Annotated in this window: 18 protein-coding genes; 9 read left to right on the plus strand and 9 right to left on the minus strand. The window is 63.2% G+C overall.

Annotated elements, in window-relative coordinates; translation table 11 throughout:
- Window positions 1–37: 37 nt before the first annotated feature.
- Complete coding sequence (locus tag UU9_RS06895; protein ID WP_156804217.1) at window positions 38–1,228, minus strand: TraB/GumN family protein; 1,191 nt, start codon at window positions 1,226–1,228, stop codon at window positions 38–40.
- A 242-nt stretch (window positions 1,229–1,470) separates the two neighbouring features.
- Here UU9_RS06895 and UU9_RS06900 point away from each other — a divergent pair, with 242 nt between their 5' ends.
- Window positions 1,471–2,556, plus strand: a complete 1,086-nt coding sequence (locus tag UU9_RS06900; protein WP_007081016.1) for a catalase family peroxidase — start codon at window positions 1,471–1,473, stop codon at window positions 2,554–2,556.
- Window positions 2,553–3,167: a cytochrome b gene (locus UU9_RS06905; RefSeq protein WP_007081017.1), complete on the plus strand. Its 615-nt coding sequence runs from the start codon at window positions 2,553–2,555 to the stop codon at window positions 3,165–3,167. The genes UU9_RS06900 and UU9_RS06905 overlap by 4 nt, the downstream gene beginning before the upstream one ends.
- Window positions 3,168–3,261: 94 nt before the next feature.
- Here the strand turns inward: UU9_RS06905 and arr are convergent, their stop codons facing one another.
- From arr to UU9_RS06915, 3 genes are all read right to left on the minus strand, one after another.
- The gene (arr, locus tag UU9_RS06910; RefSeq protein ID WP_007081018.1) at window positions 3,262–3,693 is read right to left on the minus strand and encodes an NAD(+)--rifampin ADP-ribosyltransferase; all 432 of its coding nucleotides are present in this window, start codon (window positions 3,691–3,693) and stop codon (window positions 3,262–3,264) included.
- Window positions 3,694–3,979: 286 nt separating this feature from the next.
- Entirely contained in the window at window positions 3,980–4,243 is a 264-nt protein-coding gene (locus UU9_RS17505; protein ID WP_156804218.1) for a DUF3761 domain-containing protein, read from the minus strand.
- 587 nt (window positions 4,244–4,830) lie between these two features.
- Window positions 4,831–5,310: a hypothetical protein gene (locus UU9_RS06915; protein ID WP_007081019.1), complete on the minus strand. Its 480-nt coding sequence runs from the start codon at window positions 5,308–5,310 to the stop codon at window positions 4,831–4,833.
- Window positions 5,311–5,956: 646 nt separating this feature from the next.
- Between UU9_RS06915 and UU9_RS06920 the strand changes: the two genes are divergently transcribed.
- Window positions 5,957–6,181, plus strand: coding sequence for a DUF2188 domain-containing protein (locus UU9_RS06920; protein ID WP_007081020.1), 225 nt, complete (start codon window positions 5,957–5,959; stop codon window positions 6,179–6,181).
- A gap of 68 nt (window positions 6,182–6,249) precedes the next feature.
- On the opposite strand, the gene UU9_RS06925 is transcribed toward UU9_RS06920, so the two are convergent.
- The 4 genes from UU9_RS06925 to hutU form a co-directional block, all read right to left on the minus strand.
- On the minus strand, window positions 6,250–7,176 hold the full coding sequence (locus tag UU9_RS06925) for a hypothetical protein (RefSeq protein WP_007081021.1): 927 nt from the start codon (window positions 7,174–7,176) through the stop codon (window positions 6,250–6,252).
- A 158-nt stretch (window positions 7,177–7,334) separates the two neighbouring features.
- Window positions 7,335–8,084: a sterol desaturase family protein gene (locus tag UU9_RS06930; protein WP_083838933.1), complete on the minus strand. Its 750-nt coding sequence runs from the start codon at window positions 8,082–8,084 to the stop codon at window positions 7,335–7,337.
- Window positions 8,044–8,646: a DUF4166 domain-containing protein gene (locus UU9_RS17510; RefSeq protein WP_083838934.1), complete on the minus strand. Its 603-nt coding sequence runs from the start codon at window positions 8,644–8,646 to the stop codon at window positions 8,044–8,046. Before UU9_RS17510 ends, UU9_RS06930 begins: the two co-directional genes overlap by 41 nt.
- A gap of 18 nt (window positions 8,647–8,664) precedes the next feature.
- A complete protein-coding gene (gene hutU, locus UU9_RS06940) occupies window positions 8,665–10,353 on the minus strand; it encodes a urocanate hydratase (RefSeq protein ID WP_007081024.1) in 1,689 nt (562 codons plus the stop codon).
- Between the two features lie 137 nt (window positions 10,354–10,490).
- Here hutU and UU9_RS06945 point away from each other — a divergent pair, with 137 nt between their 5' ends.
- The 5 genes from UU9_RS06945 (at window position 10,491) to UU9_RS06965 (ending at window position 14,134) form a co-directional block, all read left to right on the plus strand.
- Window positions 10,491–11,225 (plus strand): sensor histidine kinase, encoded by a 735-nt coding sequence (locus tag UU9_RS06945; protein ID WP_007081025.1) that lies wholly within the window; start codon window positions 10,491–10,493, stop codon window positions 11,223–11,225.
- The gene (locus UU9_RS06950; protein WP_007081026.1) at window positions 11,176–11,541 is read left to right on the plus strand and encodes a response regulator; all 366 of its coding nucleotides are present in this window, start codon (window positions 11,176–11,178) and stop codon (window positions 11,539–11,541) included. The genes UU9_RS06945 and UU9_RS06950 overlap by 50 nt, the downstream gene beginning before the upstream one ends.
- A gap of 112 nt (window positions 11,542–11,653) precedes the next feature.
- Entirely contained in the window at window positions 11,654–12,043 is a 390-nt protein-coding gene (locus UU9_RS06955) for a response regulator (protein WP_162098771.1), read from the plus strand.
- A gap of 64 nt (window positions 12,044–12,107) precedes the next feature.
- Window positions 12,108–13,610, plus strand: a complete 1,503-nt coding sequence (locus UU9_RS06960; protein ID WP_007081028.1) for an AlkA N-terminal domain-containing protein — start codon at window positions 12,108–12,110, stop codon at window positions 13,608–13,610.
- The gene (locus tag UU9_RS06965) at window positions 13,607–14,134 is read left to right on the plus strand and encodes a methylated-DNA--[protein]-cysteine S-methyltransferase (protein WP_007081029.1); all 528 of its coding nucleotides are present in this window, start codon (window positions 13,607–13,609) and stop codon (window positions 14,132–14,134) included. Before UU9_RS06960 ends, UU9_RS06965 begins: the two co-directional genes overlap by 4 nt.
- 18 nt (window positions 14,135–14,152) lie before the next feature.
- Here UU9_RS06965 and UU9_RS17285 read toward each other — a convergent pair whose 3' ends face one another.
- Complete coding sequence (locus tag UU9_RS17285) at window positions 14,153–14,596, minus strand: hypothetical protein (RefSeq protein ID WP_156804219.1); 444 nt, start codon at window positions 14,594–14,596, stop codon at window positions 14,153–14,155.
- Between the two features lie 58 nt (window positions 14,597–14,654).
- Between UU9_RS17285 and UU9_RS06975 the strand changes: the two genes are divergently transcribed.
- On the plus strand, window positions 14,655–15,923 hold the full coding sequence (locus UU9_RS06975) for an alkaline phosphatase family protein (RefSeq protein WP_007081031.1): 1,269 nt from the start codon (window positions 14,655–14,657) through the stop codon (window positions 15,921–15,923).
- Window positions 15,924–15,990: the final 67 nt, after the last annotated feature.

The following is a 15,990-nucleotide window of genomic DNA, read 5'->3' on the forward strand; positions in this document are numbered from 1 at the left end:
ATTCTCTAATTCGAATGAACCTGCCCTTTTCTGTTCGCTACGGGTTACCCTCATAGTAAAAAGGACTATATCCAGCCGCCGACACCTTGTCGGGATCAGCTTGGTCAGTAACCTCGCTATCCCCCATCAACGCGGCTCTACGACGCATTTCGGCTACGAACGATTTATCCAGGAGGACGTGCGCGGGCACCGTCTCATTCAGCAGAAGGTCTCGCGGACCAAGGTAGAGATACGCGTCAACCATTGTTGCGAACGCCCGACCATTGGCTACGGAGGCAACACTGGTGATCATCTTGTCATCCTCACCAAGACGCATCTTTGTTACAACACCCGCCGACTCCGTCTTGTCCAGGATGTCGGCCAGCCATGAGCCTGCCAGATGGGTCGTCACTGATGGCACCGGCCAGGACGACATGCGCTGCTCCAGCTCATTATTGAAACGCTCGTAAGGCGTACCGTTTCCGAATCCCGTGTGATCGGCAATTACGAACGTGATTCCGGGATATTTGCGCTCATAGCGTCCTACCGCACCAAGCGCATCGGCATCCCCGACCGATCCGTGGTAGAGGTGGTCGATGCCAAAAAGCATCAGTGCCTTGCGGTGCTTTGACAGGATTTCCTTTTCCATGATTGTTGCGATGCTTCCGTCACGGTCTTGAGGTGCTTGCATCAAATCATCACGGGTCCGCACACGATTCCAGTCGATCGGAACGTCTCCCGCTATGACACGGACCCTCTTTTCCGGAGCCAGCCTCTGGTTTAGCCGACGTATCAGCGGAAATAGCTGCTCATAGAAGCTCGACACTGCGCACATGGGTTGCGAGGTATTTCGCCATACTCGCTGTATTTCGGAAGCCTCGACTTTCCCGCCCGCGATATAGCGATCCAACGAGGGCTGATACAGAGAATTCCCGCACTCGACGACTATGTCTTGAATACGCCCCGGGAAATGGTTGTCGATCAGTAAGCTGTAGATGAACTGATCCATGTTCTGGTTACCATGCCCGGCCTCCATGGTGACCACTTCATATTTCGAGTAGGCGGCGTAGATCGACTGTATCGCTGGCACTGGGCCAGGATCGCCGCCCCGAATCACGGGCTTCTCGACATGCATGGTCGCGACCGGCGGTGGCGGTGGCGGCGGTAAATCTTGCGGAGATCCCTTCGCCCCCAGGGACGCCACGCCCAGAACGGACAACACGAAACTCTGTGCGATTAGTTTTTTCACGCTTGTTCCCACTTTCAGAGAATGGCGGCGACAGCGCTTATCCGTTTACAGCCTCCGCGTGACGATATCACCCGCCCCGCAACGATATCCTCCCGGCAAATACCCGCACCAGGGTGCATGTAACGAATCGCATGGGCTGAGCGAATACCCCTCAGCAGCCGCGCCGCAGCCAGCGCCCTCCGCCACCTTGCGACACGGCAACGCCAGCGAATGGCGTTCGCAGACATGCCCAGGAGTCGAACATGCACGATCCCGCACCACTCCATGTGCCGCCCCGCCGAATCGGCGCGTGGAGCCTGATCATCGGCGCCGTCGCCATTGTCGCCGTAGCGTTCGGCTACGTTGGCGGCTGGCTCGCACCGCATCGGCTCACGCCGAAGAAGCTGGTGAACCAGTTGCAGCACGACGCCGGTACGTTCGCCGGCTATCGCCGCAACCATGCGAAAGGCGTGTGCGTGGTCGGCCACTTCGACAGCAGCGGCCAGGCGCAGGCGTATTCCGTCGCGGAGGTGTTCGCGCCGGGGCAGCGCACGCCGGTGGTTGGGCGCTTCGCGATACCTGGCGGCAACCCGTATGCGCCGGATTCCAGCGTGCCGATCCGCAGCATGGCGCTGCGTTTCACGCTGGCGAACGGGCAGCAATGGCGTACCGGGATGAACAGCATGCCGGTGTTCCCGGTCGCTACGCCGCAGGCGTTTTACGCGCAACTGCAGGCGAAGCAACCGGACCCGGTCACCGGCAAGCCGGATCCGGCGAAAATCGCTGCATTCTTTGCAGCCCACCCGGAAACCGCAGCGTTCCGCGCCTGGGCGAAAACGGCCAAGCCGTCGGCAAGCTTCGCCACGGAGAGTTACTGGGGCCTCAATGCCTTCGTGTTCGTCGACGCGGCCGGCCAGCACCATCCGGTGCGCTGGCGCATGGTGCCCGAGGCGAGTGATGTCGGCAGCGTCGCGAATACGCCGGGCGGCGCGAATTACCTTGCAGCCGACCTCACCGAACGCCTCGCCCATGGCCCGCAACGCTGGCAGTTGCAGGTGACCCTGGCCAAGCCGGGCGACCCGACCAACGACGCGACGAAGACCTGGCCGGACGACCGCCGCACGATCGACGCGGGGACGCTGGTGCTGGAACGCAGCGCGCCGCAAGCCAGCGGCCCGTGCCGCGACATCAACTACGACCCGCTGGTGCTGCCGGCCGGCATCGAGGCTTCCGACGATCCGCTGTTGCCCGCCCGCTCCGCCGCCTACGCGGACTCGTACCTGCGCCGCACCAGCGAGGAAGCCCACCTGCCCGGCACCGCCGCGCCCAAGCCGGAGACGAGCCGATGAACGCCGCCCCCGACCGGTTCACACTTGCCGCGCGCGCCTTGCACTGGCTGATGGCAGTGATGATCGTGGCGATGCTGTTCATCGGCGTCGGCATGGTCGCCACCGTCTCCGCGCGGCACGAATGGCTGCTCGCCATCCACAAGCCGCTCGGCATCGCGATCCTGCTCTTGGCGGTGATCCGGCTGGCTGTGCGCGTGCGCCATCCGCCACCGCCGTTGCCGGCCGACCTGCCCGCGCTGCAGAAACTCGCGGCGCTGGCCTCGCACTGGCTGCTGTACTTCCTGATGCTGGCGATGCCGCTGATCGGCTGGGCAATGCTATCGGCCGGCGGCTATCCGGTGATGCTCGGCGACGCGTTGCGGTTGCCACCGATCTTCCCCACCAGCCCGGTCGCCTTCGCCGTGCTGCGCCACCTGCACGGCGCATTCGCGATGCTGCTGTTCCTCACCTTCCTGGCGCACATGGGAGCGGCGCTTTACCACGGGCTGATCCGCCGCGATGGGGTATTCGCGTCGATGTTGCCTGCTGCGTCACGATCGATAGATGGCGACCGCGAAGAAGTCGATGCCGACAAGGCGGATCGTCCCTCCGCTGCTCGTCAAAACGACTGACCGAAAAGGGGGACGGAGCCAACAAGAGCTCAAAGAATGATTACACCGTTTTTTGCGGCTGCTCTGCCTCGCCCCCTTTTTTCGCCCCATCCTCTCAGTTGATGATCTCTCCCATGCCGCCTTCGACGCGGCGCCTCAGTTCCAGCACGAACTCCACCTCGTAGGGCTCCCAGCTTTCGAGCTCGCCCACGATCCTCAGCGGCAATCCGCTGCGATACGACCGCGTGGGGTTGCCGCGAAACTTCTTGTTCGTGACGTTCGGGTCGTCTTCAAACGCTGCGATCGGCGTGACGACATAGACCCGCGGCCTTCCCTCGCCTCGCGACATCTCCGCGGCAAGACCGGCCCCTTTGGGCACGGTAGTGAAATAGACATGGTTCATCACGACGCGACCGTCGTAATTGGAGGTGAACCCGGCAGTCAGCAAATCACCGACCGAAAGATCCGCCCTGGTCCCGTGATAGAACGGCCCGTCCACCCGGTCGCAATTCTCACTGGTAACCGGAACCCACTCGTCGTCATGCATCGCCCGGCGCGCCTCATGCTTGCTGCCCGATCGGCAGGCCGGCGATCTTAGGTGACGCGGCGAGCCTTGCCGCAAGCCCCGGTGGCTGATATAAATTCATGGTGGGAGGCGCGGTGCGCCTCCCTTTTTTTGCGGAAAAATGGGTGTTGGCGCAATGCCAACGACGCGAGATCAAAGCGGGTCGCAGCCGAACGAATGGTGTCGAAAGAATGGTGTCAGTGACACTTTTTCATGGGTTCCGTTGCCGCCTCGAAATTGTCCCTGACACCTTTTTCCTGCACTGCGCTCATAGCCATCGGGCAACGCCTCCATGATGAGAGCAGGTGCCGCGGTGGCTCATGCTGAAGCTGAACGATCCGTCCCGACATTGTGCAGTTGCACCCGATGGAATCGCCCCCGTGGTCGTATGGGCCGGGCGATGAACGTCGAACCCCTCGCGGTTCGTATAGCTGCCCTTCTCCACCAGCGTCGCCACACCGACGGCGTCAGCATGTGACGTTGAAGGCTCATGCTTCTGCGCCAGCGACAGGCCGGGGATGATGCCAAGCATGAGAATCAACGGCACTAGCCTAAGCATGGAGCGACCTGGGGCAATTCAACCTGGCCAAGCAAGCAACAGGCCTGCCAGAACTCGGTAGGCAATCCCGGCAGGCCGGAAGATTCTCCGAACGCGCTGGCGTAAGCGCTCGGCTGCTGGCGTAACCGGCTGCATCGACCGAGATCATTTCTCGGCGGACCGAGCAAATAGCCCGGCAGGCAGGGCTCAGGTAGCCGGCGGGCCGGTAAAGAAACTCGGCCGGTGGCTAAAAGAACTCGGCGTCCCGGGTAAAACGCTCGACAGCTCGAGCAAATGACTCGGCGCGCCGGCTGCGGGTGCTCGGCGCGCCGGGCAAAAGGCTCGGCGGGTGGAGAAAAAAGCCCGGACGGCGGAGCAAATAGCTCGGTGAGTCGGGAAAGGATCCCGGTGGGTCGAGCAAGTTGGCTGGTGGGCGGCACGGCAAGTCGGGCCAGCGCGCCGATCCGGCGCTCGCGGTGGGCGCATGGCGTGGCGCCGGCACAAAAAAGGCCCGGTGCATGAGGTGGTTCGTCTCATGCGCCGGGCCGCGTGGTCACCCTGTTACATGTTGCGCTGGATCATCAGGCGGTGGCGGACGCCGACTCGGGCGTGGTGCGCGCCGCGCCGCGAGCGAAGCGGGCGCCCAGGTCGCGGCGCAGGTCTTCCAGGCCCTGGTTCTTGCCGCTGACCTTCAGCAGACCGTAGCCCTCCAGCGCAAAACTCATCAGGTCGCTGCCCAGCGCAGTCGAGGTGTCCTCGGCGCGCTCGCTGAGCCGGGTCAGGCGCAGCAGGAAGCTGCCGATCTGGTCGAACGCAACCAGGTCCGCCGCCGCCTCAGCCACGTCGAGGCTGGGCGGCACTACTTGCGGGTTCTGCTGCAGCAGCTTCAGCGCCTGCCGGCAAAATACCTCCGACTTGTCGCCCATCTTGGTCAGCGACCGACGCTGCGCCGGCTGCAGCGCGATCAGCCCGGCGAGGTTCTCTTCCAGCGTGGCCAGCGCGCCCTCCACGGCCGTCAGCTGGTCGGCCGTCAAGGCCAGCGAAATCAGGTTCTGTGACATCACGATCTCCGTATCGGTTGATGGGGCCGCCTGCGCTTCGCGCAAGCTCCGTTGCGTGGACAGGTGGCCGGTGGTGCCCGCGACATCTAGCGGCTCATTGCCGAGAGTGGGGGCGCGGGAACGATGCCAGAGGTGGTAGCGGTTGGCTGTCGGTGCGAGGGATGTTGTGGTGTAGAGGTTGGCTGACGCGAAGGTGGATACCAGTCGTCAAGGGTGGAAAAGCGTGGAGCGGAGAAGCGCGAGAGTTGCTGAAATGGAATGGCTACAACCGCCTACGTAATTGCCTACCGTACGTTCGGAGATGGCGATTTCAGCTTTGATGGTCAAAAATTAACCAACACCTAAAACTACCCTTCATTAAAAGCAACGCCGAACTGAAGCCCACTCCGTCTTTTTTATCCACAACAATGCACAGCTTATCCACAGACTTGTTGTCTCGCTTGGTGAGATGTATGCCGTTATGATGGGGCCGAGTTCACAAAAAAAGCGCCGGTCAGTTAGTCGCTGATCGGCGCTTGGTGAACTCGGAAGCGCCACGGAAGTCCGCAGTCAGTCCCGAGTGCTACAGCAAGCGAACGGTACTGATGAAGCGGGCGTTGTGTCAAACGGCACGACGTGGCAGTCACCTACCGTAAGCGAGGTTCATATGAAGAACTATCACATCACCAAAGACAGTGATGGCTGGAAGCTCAAGGGACAAGGTGCTGAGCGCGCCACGATCAGAGCTGACACCAAGGCTGAGATCGTTCACAAAACCAGTGAATTTATGAACGACAAAGTGGGGTCCGTAAAAATCCACAAGGAAGACGGGAAGATTCAGGAGGAACGGACTTACCAGCGTAAGGACGATCCAACTAAATCGAAAGGTTGATGTATCTAGTGCTATGAAGGGCCGGGCGAAAGCCCGGCCTTTCTTTGCGAGGCTAATCTCTGGAACGGTCAGAACGAAAAGAAGGTACGTCGTTCCTCTTCAGAGTGAAGGTTGTATTTCGCGACATGATAATAGGCGGCGGCAACTTTCTCTGATCGCAAGACAAACGGAATATTGTCGAAACAAAATTCCGCTATAACTGCAGAGAAGTCCTTTTCGTAACAATCCTGCAGGATTTTCAGACGCGTGGATGGGAAACTGTCCTTAAATTCGACATTGAACTCCGGCTGGAAGTAGCGAATCATCGCCGCTTCATATAGAGCCACCCTCTCCCGTTCACTCGTTCCGAATAATTTGTCGAGCCCCGCCTGGATTCTAGACCCATCATGATCTAGTTCATCCGCGTGAGGACTGAGAACAGTCACAAGCTGATTGTTGGGCTGGACCTCCACTAAAATCAGAGCGATCTGATGTCCCGGAGGAGCTTGCCGTAGAGCGATCTTTTGAAGCGTTTCGTGACTGAGAAGCCTGTCGAGTGCTGAGCGAGAGCCATCTCGGCCGAAGGATTGACCTATGTATCTGACGTCAAATTCCAAGGGAGCATGTTGTTGACTTAGACGGACGAGAATCTGGTCGTCGGTGGGTGCATAGCGTTGACCATCTTGGCCCTCTACGAACCAAAATCCGTCAACTTTTCTAAGGCAAGCTCCTTCGGGAAATTCCCAACTAACTGATCTGCGTTCACCGAGACAATCCAAGTGGATCGAAACTGTTCGATCATGCTGTTCTGAATCCGACACCAAAACGCGCGGTAGATAGCCAATGAAGTATATGTGGCAGGACTCGATGGTTTCCGCAAACGGCCGAAGAGCCTCCACGTCGTAGAGTCCCACTGCTGGGAGGTTCACGTAGCTATACGCGTACATGCTGAGTGCGTGCTCGACATCGAAGCGATTTGCACGGAATAGATCAGCACGCTCCTTCTCGTCAGTCATCAACTAATCCGCCAATTTCAGAAGAACGGTTAGAGGAAGGGGCCGAGTTCACTTACATCATCTCCCAAAGTGAACCTGACCCCGTTTTTTGCCTCCGTCCCGATTTCGATTTCGTACGATCTCGTCCGCTTTGCCTGTCCCGGTTTCGCGGCCGCAGACTAGCCAATTGTGCGGAACAGTCGATCCATGGCCCGAGACGTAAATCCGTAATTTACGTTACCGCGCGTGTGGTGCAGTCGATGGTAGCCCGGGTCATCGACAAGGCGTTTGATCCAATTTCCGTCTGGGCAATTGGGCATCAGATCATAATTGCAGTGGATGCAGGTCGTGAACAACATGCCCAAAGCGTGCAGCAGAAAAGCGGTGCCAATACCCAGCGGTACGACCAGCATGAACAACGGCAGCGTCGCGCCGATGATGACGGCCTCAACTGGATGCACGCTGTAGCCGGACCACGGTGTAACTCGTACGGAGTGATGGTGCACTCGGTGGATGCGAATCAACTGACGAGAGTGCAACATCCGATGGGTCGCGTACGAGTACACGTTGTTGAACACCACGAACGCCGTGATTTGTAGCAACCCCATTGGCCAGGATGCCGGCCACAGTCCCGTGCAAAGTGCGCGGTAACTCAGGCTGATGACGCCGAAGACCAAGCAGGCAACGATGCCGTTGCGAATTTCACCCATCACCTGTTTGGGACGAGGCGGATGGGTGTCAATGGTCTGACCCAAGTGCAACCGGGGCCACAGGTTTGATGTGAAGTAGCTGCCCAGACCAGCGCCCGCAAAATAGATAGTCATGTGCACACAAGTCGCCATGACTAGGGCGATTGCCCAAGGCGCCTGAAGCCAGTACGACAGCAGTTCATTCACCCACATGATGCGGCTCTCCGAGTCGTTCGGCATCAAGCAAACCACCGTAGGCCAGTATCGTGCCCAACCATGGCAACGAAAATTGCACCTGGAAACGGTACCGGCCGTTCTCGGTGCGTTTCCAGGCCGCGGTGGTCGGAAGCAGGTGCCGTGGAAGTGGCACGCCGCAAAAACGTGCCTGCCGCAATCGCCAATACCAACCGCCGTCGATGATCTCCACCGCAAGCCGCAATTGCACGGCGCCGGTTTGCTCAATCCAGTAACCATTGGGCCACGCGCCCACCGGTTCGAACACCGACAGCATGCGCGCATCCCCAGCGAATGTGCGCCGCCAGAACATCTGTTTGTCGTTGCTGCCGATCTGGACCTCAAAGGCACATCGCTCGCAACTCTCTGGAATACCGAGAGAGCGCGCCAGTCGGCGACCAAACCAGCCCGCCAAGCCTGAGCCGGTTCGGACTTCTACTGGGCCAGACAACGTCCCACCACGTCGGTGCAATTGCTGGAGCAGCGGATGCAGTTGCGAAAACGCATCGCCAAACCACGTCTCGACCAGGCCGTGGACGGATGTGCTGCGGGGGAGTGTGTGCTTCACAGTCCTGGCGCGTTGGGTCTAGCCGATCATCGGCAGATTCAAACCCTGCTCAACCGCGCAACCGATCGCAATCTCATACCCCGCATCCGCATGCCGCATCACCCCGGTGCCCGGATCATTCCAAAGCACCCGCGCAATCCGCTTGTCCGCTTCCTTCGTGCCATCACACACGATCACCAGCCCGGAATGCTGCGAATACCCCATCCCCACCCCACCCCCATGATGCAACGAAACCCACGTCGCGCCACCCGCCACATTCAACATCGCATTGAGCAACGGCCAGTCGGACACCGCGTCCGAACCATCCTTCATCGCCTCGGTCTCCCGATTCGGTGACGCCACCGACCCCGAATCCAGGTGATCACGCCCAATCACCACCGGCGCCTTCAACTCCCCCTTCCGCACCATCTCGTTGAACGCCAGCCCGAGCTTGTCGCGCAACCCCAGCCCCACCCAGCAGATACGCGCCGGCAATCCCTGGAAGCTGATGCGCTCTTTCGCCATGTCCAGCCAGTTGTGCAGGTGGGCGTCGTCGGGGATCAGCTCCTTCACTTTCCGGTCGGTCTTGTAGATGTCTTCCGGGTCGCCGGAGAGGGCGACCCAGCGGAACGGGCCGATGCCGCGGCAGAACAGCGGGCGCACGTAGGCGGGGACGAAGCCGGGGAACGCGAACGCGTTTTCGCAGCCGACGTCCTGGGCCATCTGGCGAATGTTGTTGCCGTAGTCGAAGGTGGGGATGCCTTGCGCGTGGAACGCGAGCATCGCGTCGACGTGGATTTTCATCGACAGCTTGGCAGCGCGCGAGGTGCCGACGGGGTCGGCCTTGCGGCGCTCGAACCACTGTTCCACCGTCCAGCCCTGCGGCAGGTAGCCGTTGACCGGGTCGTGCGCGCTGGTCTGGTCGGTGACGGCGTCGGGGCGCACGCCGCGCTTGACGAGCTCGGGCAGGATGTCGGCGGCGTTGCCAAGCAGCGCGATGGATTTCGCTTCGCCGGCTTTGGTGCGGCTCTCATGGGTATACCTGTCGATGCGCGCCAACGCGTCGTCGAGGTCGCTGGCTTGCTCGTCGACGTAGCGGGTCTTCAGGCGGAAGTCGATGCGGCTCTGCTGGCATTCGATGTTGAGGCTGCACGCGCCAGCCAGCGAGGCGGCCAGCGGTTGCGCCGCGCCCATGCCGCCGAGGCCGGCGGTAAGGATCCACTTTCCTTTCAGGCTGCCGTTGTAGTGCTGGCGGCCCATCTCGACGAAGGTTTCGTAGGTGCCCTGGATGATGCCCTGCGAACCGATGTAGATCCACGAGCCGGCGGTCATCTGGCCATACATCATCAGGCCTTTCTTATCGAGCTCGTTGAAGTGCTCCCAGGTGGCCCAGTGCGGCACCAGGTTGGAGTTGGCGATCAGCACGCGCGGCGCGTCGGCATGCGTGCGGAACACGCCGACCGGCTTGCCCGACTGCACCAGCAGGGTCTCGTCGTCCTCCAGCTCGCGCAGCGCAAGCAGGATCGCGTCGAAGCATTCCCAGTTGCGCGCGGCGCGCCCGATGCCGCCGTACACCACCAGCTCGGCCGGGTTCTCCGCCACCTCGGGATCGAGGTTGTTCTGCAGCATGCGGAACGGCGCTTCGGTGAGCCAGCTCTTGCAGGTGAGCTCGGTGCCGCGCGGCGCGCGGATCACGCGAGTGGTGTCGATGCGGGTGGGTGCGCTCATCGATGGGCCTCCGTACGAAGACAAAGCAGTATAGGTCACGCACTGAAGCGCGAGCCGTCACCGGGGGCTTGCTCGGACGTGAATCGACGGTCACCTGGTGCTATGTACACTCGGTCGCCTCATCGGAGAACCCGGACATGCCCACGGTGACGCAATTGGCGGAGGAACTGCGCATCGCGAACGATGCGTTGGCGGCGGCAAACAGGAAACTGGCCGACGCCGATGCGCGACACGAGACCATGATCGGCGAACTCAACCACCGCGTGCGCAACATGCTGGCGGTGGTCAGCGCCGTGGCGAACCAGACCCTGGCGAAAGCGGTCGATGAGGACGTGCTGGACGCGTTCCAGGACCGGCTGCAGGCCATGGCGCGCACCTACAAGCTGCTGACGGAAGCGGGTTGGTCGCATCTGCCGTTCCAGGAGCTGGTGCGCGAAGCCCTGGCCGCCCACGCCGATCCATCGCGGTTCTCGCTGGACGGGCCGACGTTGAATCTCACCCCGCGCGAAGCGTTGGCGCTGGGCATGGTCATCCACGAGCTGGCGGCGAACGCGCTGAAACACGGTGCGCTGTCCACTGCGAACGGGCATGTGCAGGTGTGCTGGGAAAACCCTGCCGGCCAGGCTGATGCCATCGACATCCGCTGGACCGAATCCAGCGGGCCGCCCGTGGTCGCGCCACAGCATCGGGGTTTCGGCATGCTGATGGTGGAGCGCCAACTGGCGTACGAGCTGCAGGGTCACAGCACTGTCACCTACGCGCGTGGAGGATTGCGGGCCACGCTGCACCTGCCCCCACGGCAGGCGCCCCAGGAGCACGAGCATGAACGCGGCACATCCCGATGGCCCGGTCGTCATGGTGGTGGAGGATGAACTGCTGGTTGCCGCCACGCTCGAAGCCGCGCTGGAAGACGGTGGCTATCACGTGCTGGGACCGGTCGCGACCGTGTCGGCGGCCATCGGCCTGCTGCGGACGTCGCAGCCGGACGTGGCGCTGATCGATTATCGCCTGGCCACAACCACCACCGAAACGCTGTTGCCCTCGCTGAAATCGCGGCACATACCGGTTTGCGTGCTGACCGGCTACGGCGCCAGTCAGCTTCCGGCCGCGTACGCCGGGCTGACGGTGCTGGAAAAGCCGTTCCGCATCCACACCTTGATGGCCGCGCTGAACAAGATAACCATCTGATTGCGCTGGGGTGCGGGCGGCTGTGGGGTGGCTGGCACACGGCGCCGCCGCTGCGTATGCTGGATCTCCCCAGGGGAATGCCGCCAGCGCGGCAGAGGGCGCTCAAATGGACATGACAGGGTTGCGCGTCATGGTTTTCGAGGACGATTTTCTGCTCGCCGGCACGCTTGCCGACGTGCTGGCGCGGTTGGGCTGCATAGTAGTTCGCTGCATCGCCACGTTCGACCTGGCGATGGAAGCAGCGGACACGGAAAGCTTCGATGTCGCCGTGGTCGACCTGCAATTGCAGGGCATCACGGCATTCCCGTTGCTGGACCGCCTGGCCGAGCGCGGCATTCCCGGCATCATCGCCAGTTGCCGCTCCAGGGTGGAGATTCCACCACGCTACACGTCGATCCCGGCGATCTCCAAGCCCTACACCGCGAACGAACTGCGCCGCGCGATCGACGTCGCTTGTGGTGCCGAATCCGCGCGCGAATCCGCGGGCGATTCGCTCGACTGAACCGCGCCGCATTGATGTCCGAAAACGGCGAGTCTGCACCGGTGCGCGGTGCTAGCCTGCGCACATGGACATCACCTCATCCCTGCCCGACCCGCACATCTGCGAACAGGCCCGGCTCAGCCGCGACGCGCGTTTCGACGGGCTGTTTTTCACTGCCGTCAGCAGCACCGGCATCTATTGCCGACCGGTATGCCCGGCGCCCGTGCCGAAGCGGGCGAACGTGCGCTATTACGCGAATGCAGCCGCGGCCGAAGCGGCCGGGTTCCGTCCCTGTCTGCGTTGCCGGCCGGAGCTTTCGCCGGGCAACGATCAATGGCAGCGCGGCGACCACGTTGTGGCGCGTGCGCTGAAGCTGATCGAAAGCGGCGCGCTGGAGGAAAGCTCGCTGCCGCAACTGGCCACCCACGTCGGCGTCGGTGCGCGTCAATTGCGGCGGCTGTTCGTGGAGCGCGTCGGTGCGCCGCCGATCAGCGTGCACACCACGCGGCGGTTGTTGTTCGCGAAGCAATTGCTGACGGAAACCGCGCTGCCGGTAACCGAGGTGGCGTTGGCGTCGGGTTTCCGCAGCCTGCGCCGCTTCAACGCCGCGTTCGCCCAGGCGAACCGCATCGCGCCACGCGAACTGCGCCGCCACCCACGCGCGGCCGCCGGCGACGCGCTGGTGCTGCGGCTGGGCTACCGGCCACCGTACGCGTTCGGTGAGCTGCTGGCGTTCCTGCGCACGCGCGCCATGCCCGGCGTGGAGCGCGTGGATGACGACAGCTATGCGCGCGTGTTCGGCCCGGCTGACGCGCCGGGCTGGCTGCGGCTCAGTGCGTGGCCGGGCGAGCATGCGCTGCGCTTGCAACTGCATTGCCCGCAATCGAGCCAGTTGCTTGGCGTGGTGACCACGCTGCGGCGGATGTTCGACCTGGACGCGAACCCGCAAGTCATCGCCGATACGCTGCGTGACGACGCCATCCTCGGCCCGCTGCTGGCACGCCGGCCAGGCCTGCGCCTGCCCGGCGGCTGGGATGGTTTCGAGATTGCGGTGCGCGCGATCCTGGGTCAGCAGATCAGCGTGGCGGCGGCGCGCACGCTGGCCACACGCATCGTGCAGCGCTGGGGCCAGCCCCTGGCGGAAGCGCCGATGCCGGGGTTGGAGCGATTGTTCCCCACGCCGGAAGTGCTGGCGCAGGCGGAGCTGCGCGAAGTCGGCCTCACCACCGCGCGCGCCGCCACCGTGCGCGGCATGGCGCAGGCCTTGCTGGACGGGCGCGTGGACTTTCGTGCGGATCAGTCGCTGGACGAATTCGTGGCCCGCTGGGTTGCCCTGCCCGGCATCGGCGAATGGACGGCGCACTACATGGCCATGCGCGCACTGAGCGAACCGGACGCGTTCCCTGCCGCCGACCTGATCCTGCGCCGCGCCGCCACCACCGACCCGACCCCGCTGAGCACGAAAGCGCTCAGCCAGCGCGCCGAGGCGTGGCGACCCTGGCGCGCGTACACCGTGATCCACCTGTGGCGCGGCACGACGGATGCGCCGCCCGCGCTGCGTTCGAAGAAATCGGAGAAAACCCCATGAAAACCCCGACCGACACGATTCACCACGACGAGATGACCAGCCCGGTCGGTCGCCTGCAACTGGTGGCGGACGCCGATGGGCTGCGCGGCATCTGGTTCGAGCACGAGCGTGATCCACTGGTTATCCCGCCGCACTGGATCCGCGTAACCGCGGCACACGCCTCGACGCCGATCGCCATGGCTCGCGCGCAGCTGACGGAATACTTCGCCGGCAAACGCCGCCGGTTCGACCTGCCGCTGCATCCGATAGGCACCCCGTTCCAGCTTGAGGTGTGGGAGGAACTGGCGCGCATCCCCTACGGCGTCACGATCAGCTACGCGGACCTGGCCACCCGCATCGGCCGGCCTCGCGCCATGCGGGCGGTAGGCGCCGCGAACGGCCGCAACCCGTTGCCGATCATCGTGCCGTGTCACCGCGTCATCGGCCGCGATGGCAGCCTCACCGGCTTCAGCGGCGGGGTGGAAATCAAGCGTCTGTTGCTGGACCACGAACGCGCGGCGCCGGCTGGCGATTTGTTCGCGTAGCTTCTTGCGGGAGCGGCTTCACCCGCCGCTGTTTGCCGGCGCTGGCGCCGGCGGCGGCACCGGCACGCCCCAGTAGCGATCGATCAGGCTTTGCTGCTGAGCGCGATCACGGTCGCGTCGCGCATCGTCCGCACGGTCGAACTGCCGGCCGGCGGACGGGTTGTTCGCATAGGGCTGCCGGGCCACGTCCGACACGCTCTGCTGCAGTTGCCCGCGCAGCTGGCTTTGCTGGAACTCCTTGCGCAGTTGCTGTTGCTGCACCTGCTGCTGGAATTGCAGATTGGGCCGCGGCGGGATGGGTGCTACCCGCAGCGGCGGCGCGGTTCTGGGAACAGGTGGCGTGGTCGGTTTGTGCTGCACGGCTTGTTGCGGCGCGGCCAGAGCCATACCCAGCGGCAGCGCCAGGCCGAGGCCGGCGAGCCAGCGGATACGTGCATCAAGACGGGTGTGTAGCCATGTCATGGTCATGCATCTGCGCGATCATGGAGGAATCGTTCCGCTCCATTTTCAGGCATTGCACATGAACATCCTGTTTCGCCTGCTGTGCGCGCTGCTGCTGGCGCTCGGCGCCGGCTGCGCCACGCAGCCGCCCAGCGCGGACAAAACCGCCAGTGCGCATCCGCTCCTGCTGATCTCGATCGACGGCTACCGTCCCGACTACCTCACGCGCGGCCTGAGCCCGACGCTGGCGATGCTGGCGCGCGATGGCGTGCGCGCGCAGTCGATGCAGCCCTCGTTTCCGTCGCTGACGTTTCCCAACCACTACACGCTGGTCACCGGCTTGCGCCCGGATCACCACGGCGTGGTCAACAACACCATGTTCGATCCCCAATTGGGCAAGTTTTCGCTGGGCAACCGGCAGGCGGTGAGCGACGGCCGCTGGTGGGATCAGGGCACACCGATCTGGGAGACCGCCGACCGCCACGGCCTGCGCACCGCCACCATGTTCTGGCCCGGTTCGGAAGCGGATATCCACGGCCACCATCCGGATTACTGGAAGCCGTACGACGGCGCCGTCACACCCGACCAGCGCGTGGATCAGGTGCTGGCATGGCTGGATCTGCCCGCGAACCAGCGGCCAGGTTTTCTCACCCTGTATTTCGATGGCGTTGACCACGCCGGCCACCGTTACGGCCCGGATTCACCGCAGGTGGACGACGCGCTGCGCGGTACCGATGCCGCGCTGGCGCGCTTGGTGAAGGGTCTGCGGCAGCGCGGCCTGTTCAACCGCGTCAACCTGATCGTGCTGTCCGACCACGGCATGGCCAGCGTGCCGCTGCAGAACAGCGTGCTGATCGACAAGCTGATCCCGCTGGACCAGGTGCAAACCGTGAGCCTCGGCGTGCTGGCCGGCTTCAATGCGTTGTCCGATTCGCCTGCCGCGCAGGCCGCGTTCGCCCGTATCGAGACGAAGCTGGAACAACCTCAACCGAACATGGATTGCTGGGACAAGACGCGCGTACCGGCACGGCTGGCCTATGGCCACAACGCCCGCGTGCCGCAGCTGCTGTGTTCGGCGCACGTGGGCTGGCGCATCACCACCACCGCGTACCTGGCCAGCCACAAGGGCCGCGTCAGCGTGGGCGAGCACGGCTACGACAATGCCGCGCCCGCGATGCAGGCATTGTTCGTGGCGCACGGGCCGGATTTCCGCCCTGGCATCACCACGGCGCCGTTCGCGAACGTCGACGTCTATCCGCTGATGGCGCATCTGCTGGGTCTTCCGGCGTTGCCGAACGACGGCGACTATGCGGCGGTGCAAGACATGTTACGCCCCGCAGCGCGCTGAACGGATCGCGCGGCACGCTACACTTGCACGCTTGTCTCCACGCATCGCCGCGCGTGCGGGCGTGCCC

Origin of the sequence: Rhodanobacter fulvus Jip2 (assembly GCF_000264315.1) — a bacterium.
GTDB classification, from domain to species: domain Bacteria; phylum Pseudomonadota; class Gammaproteobacteria; order Xanthomonadales; family Rhodanobacteraceae; genus Rhodanobacter; species Rhodanobacter fulvus.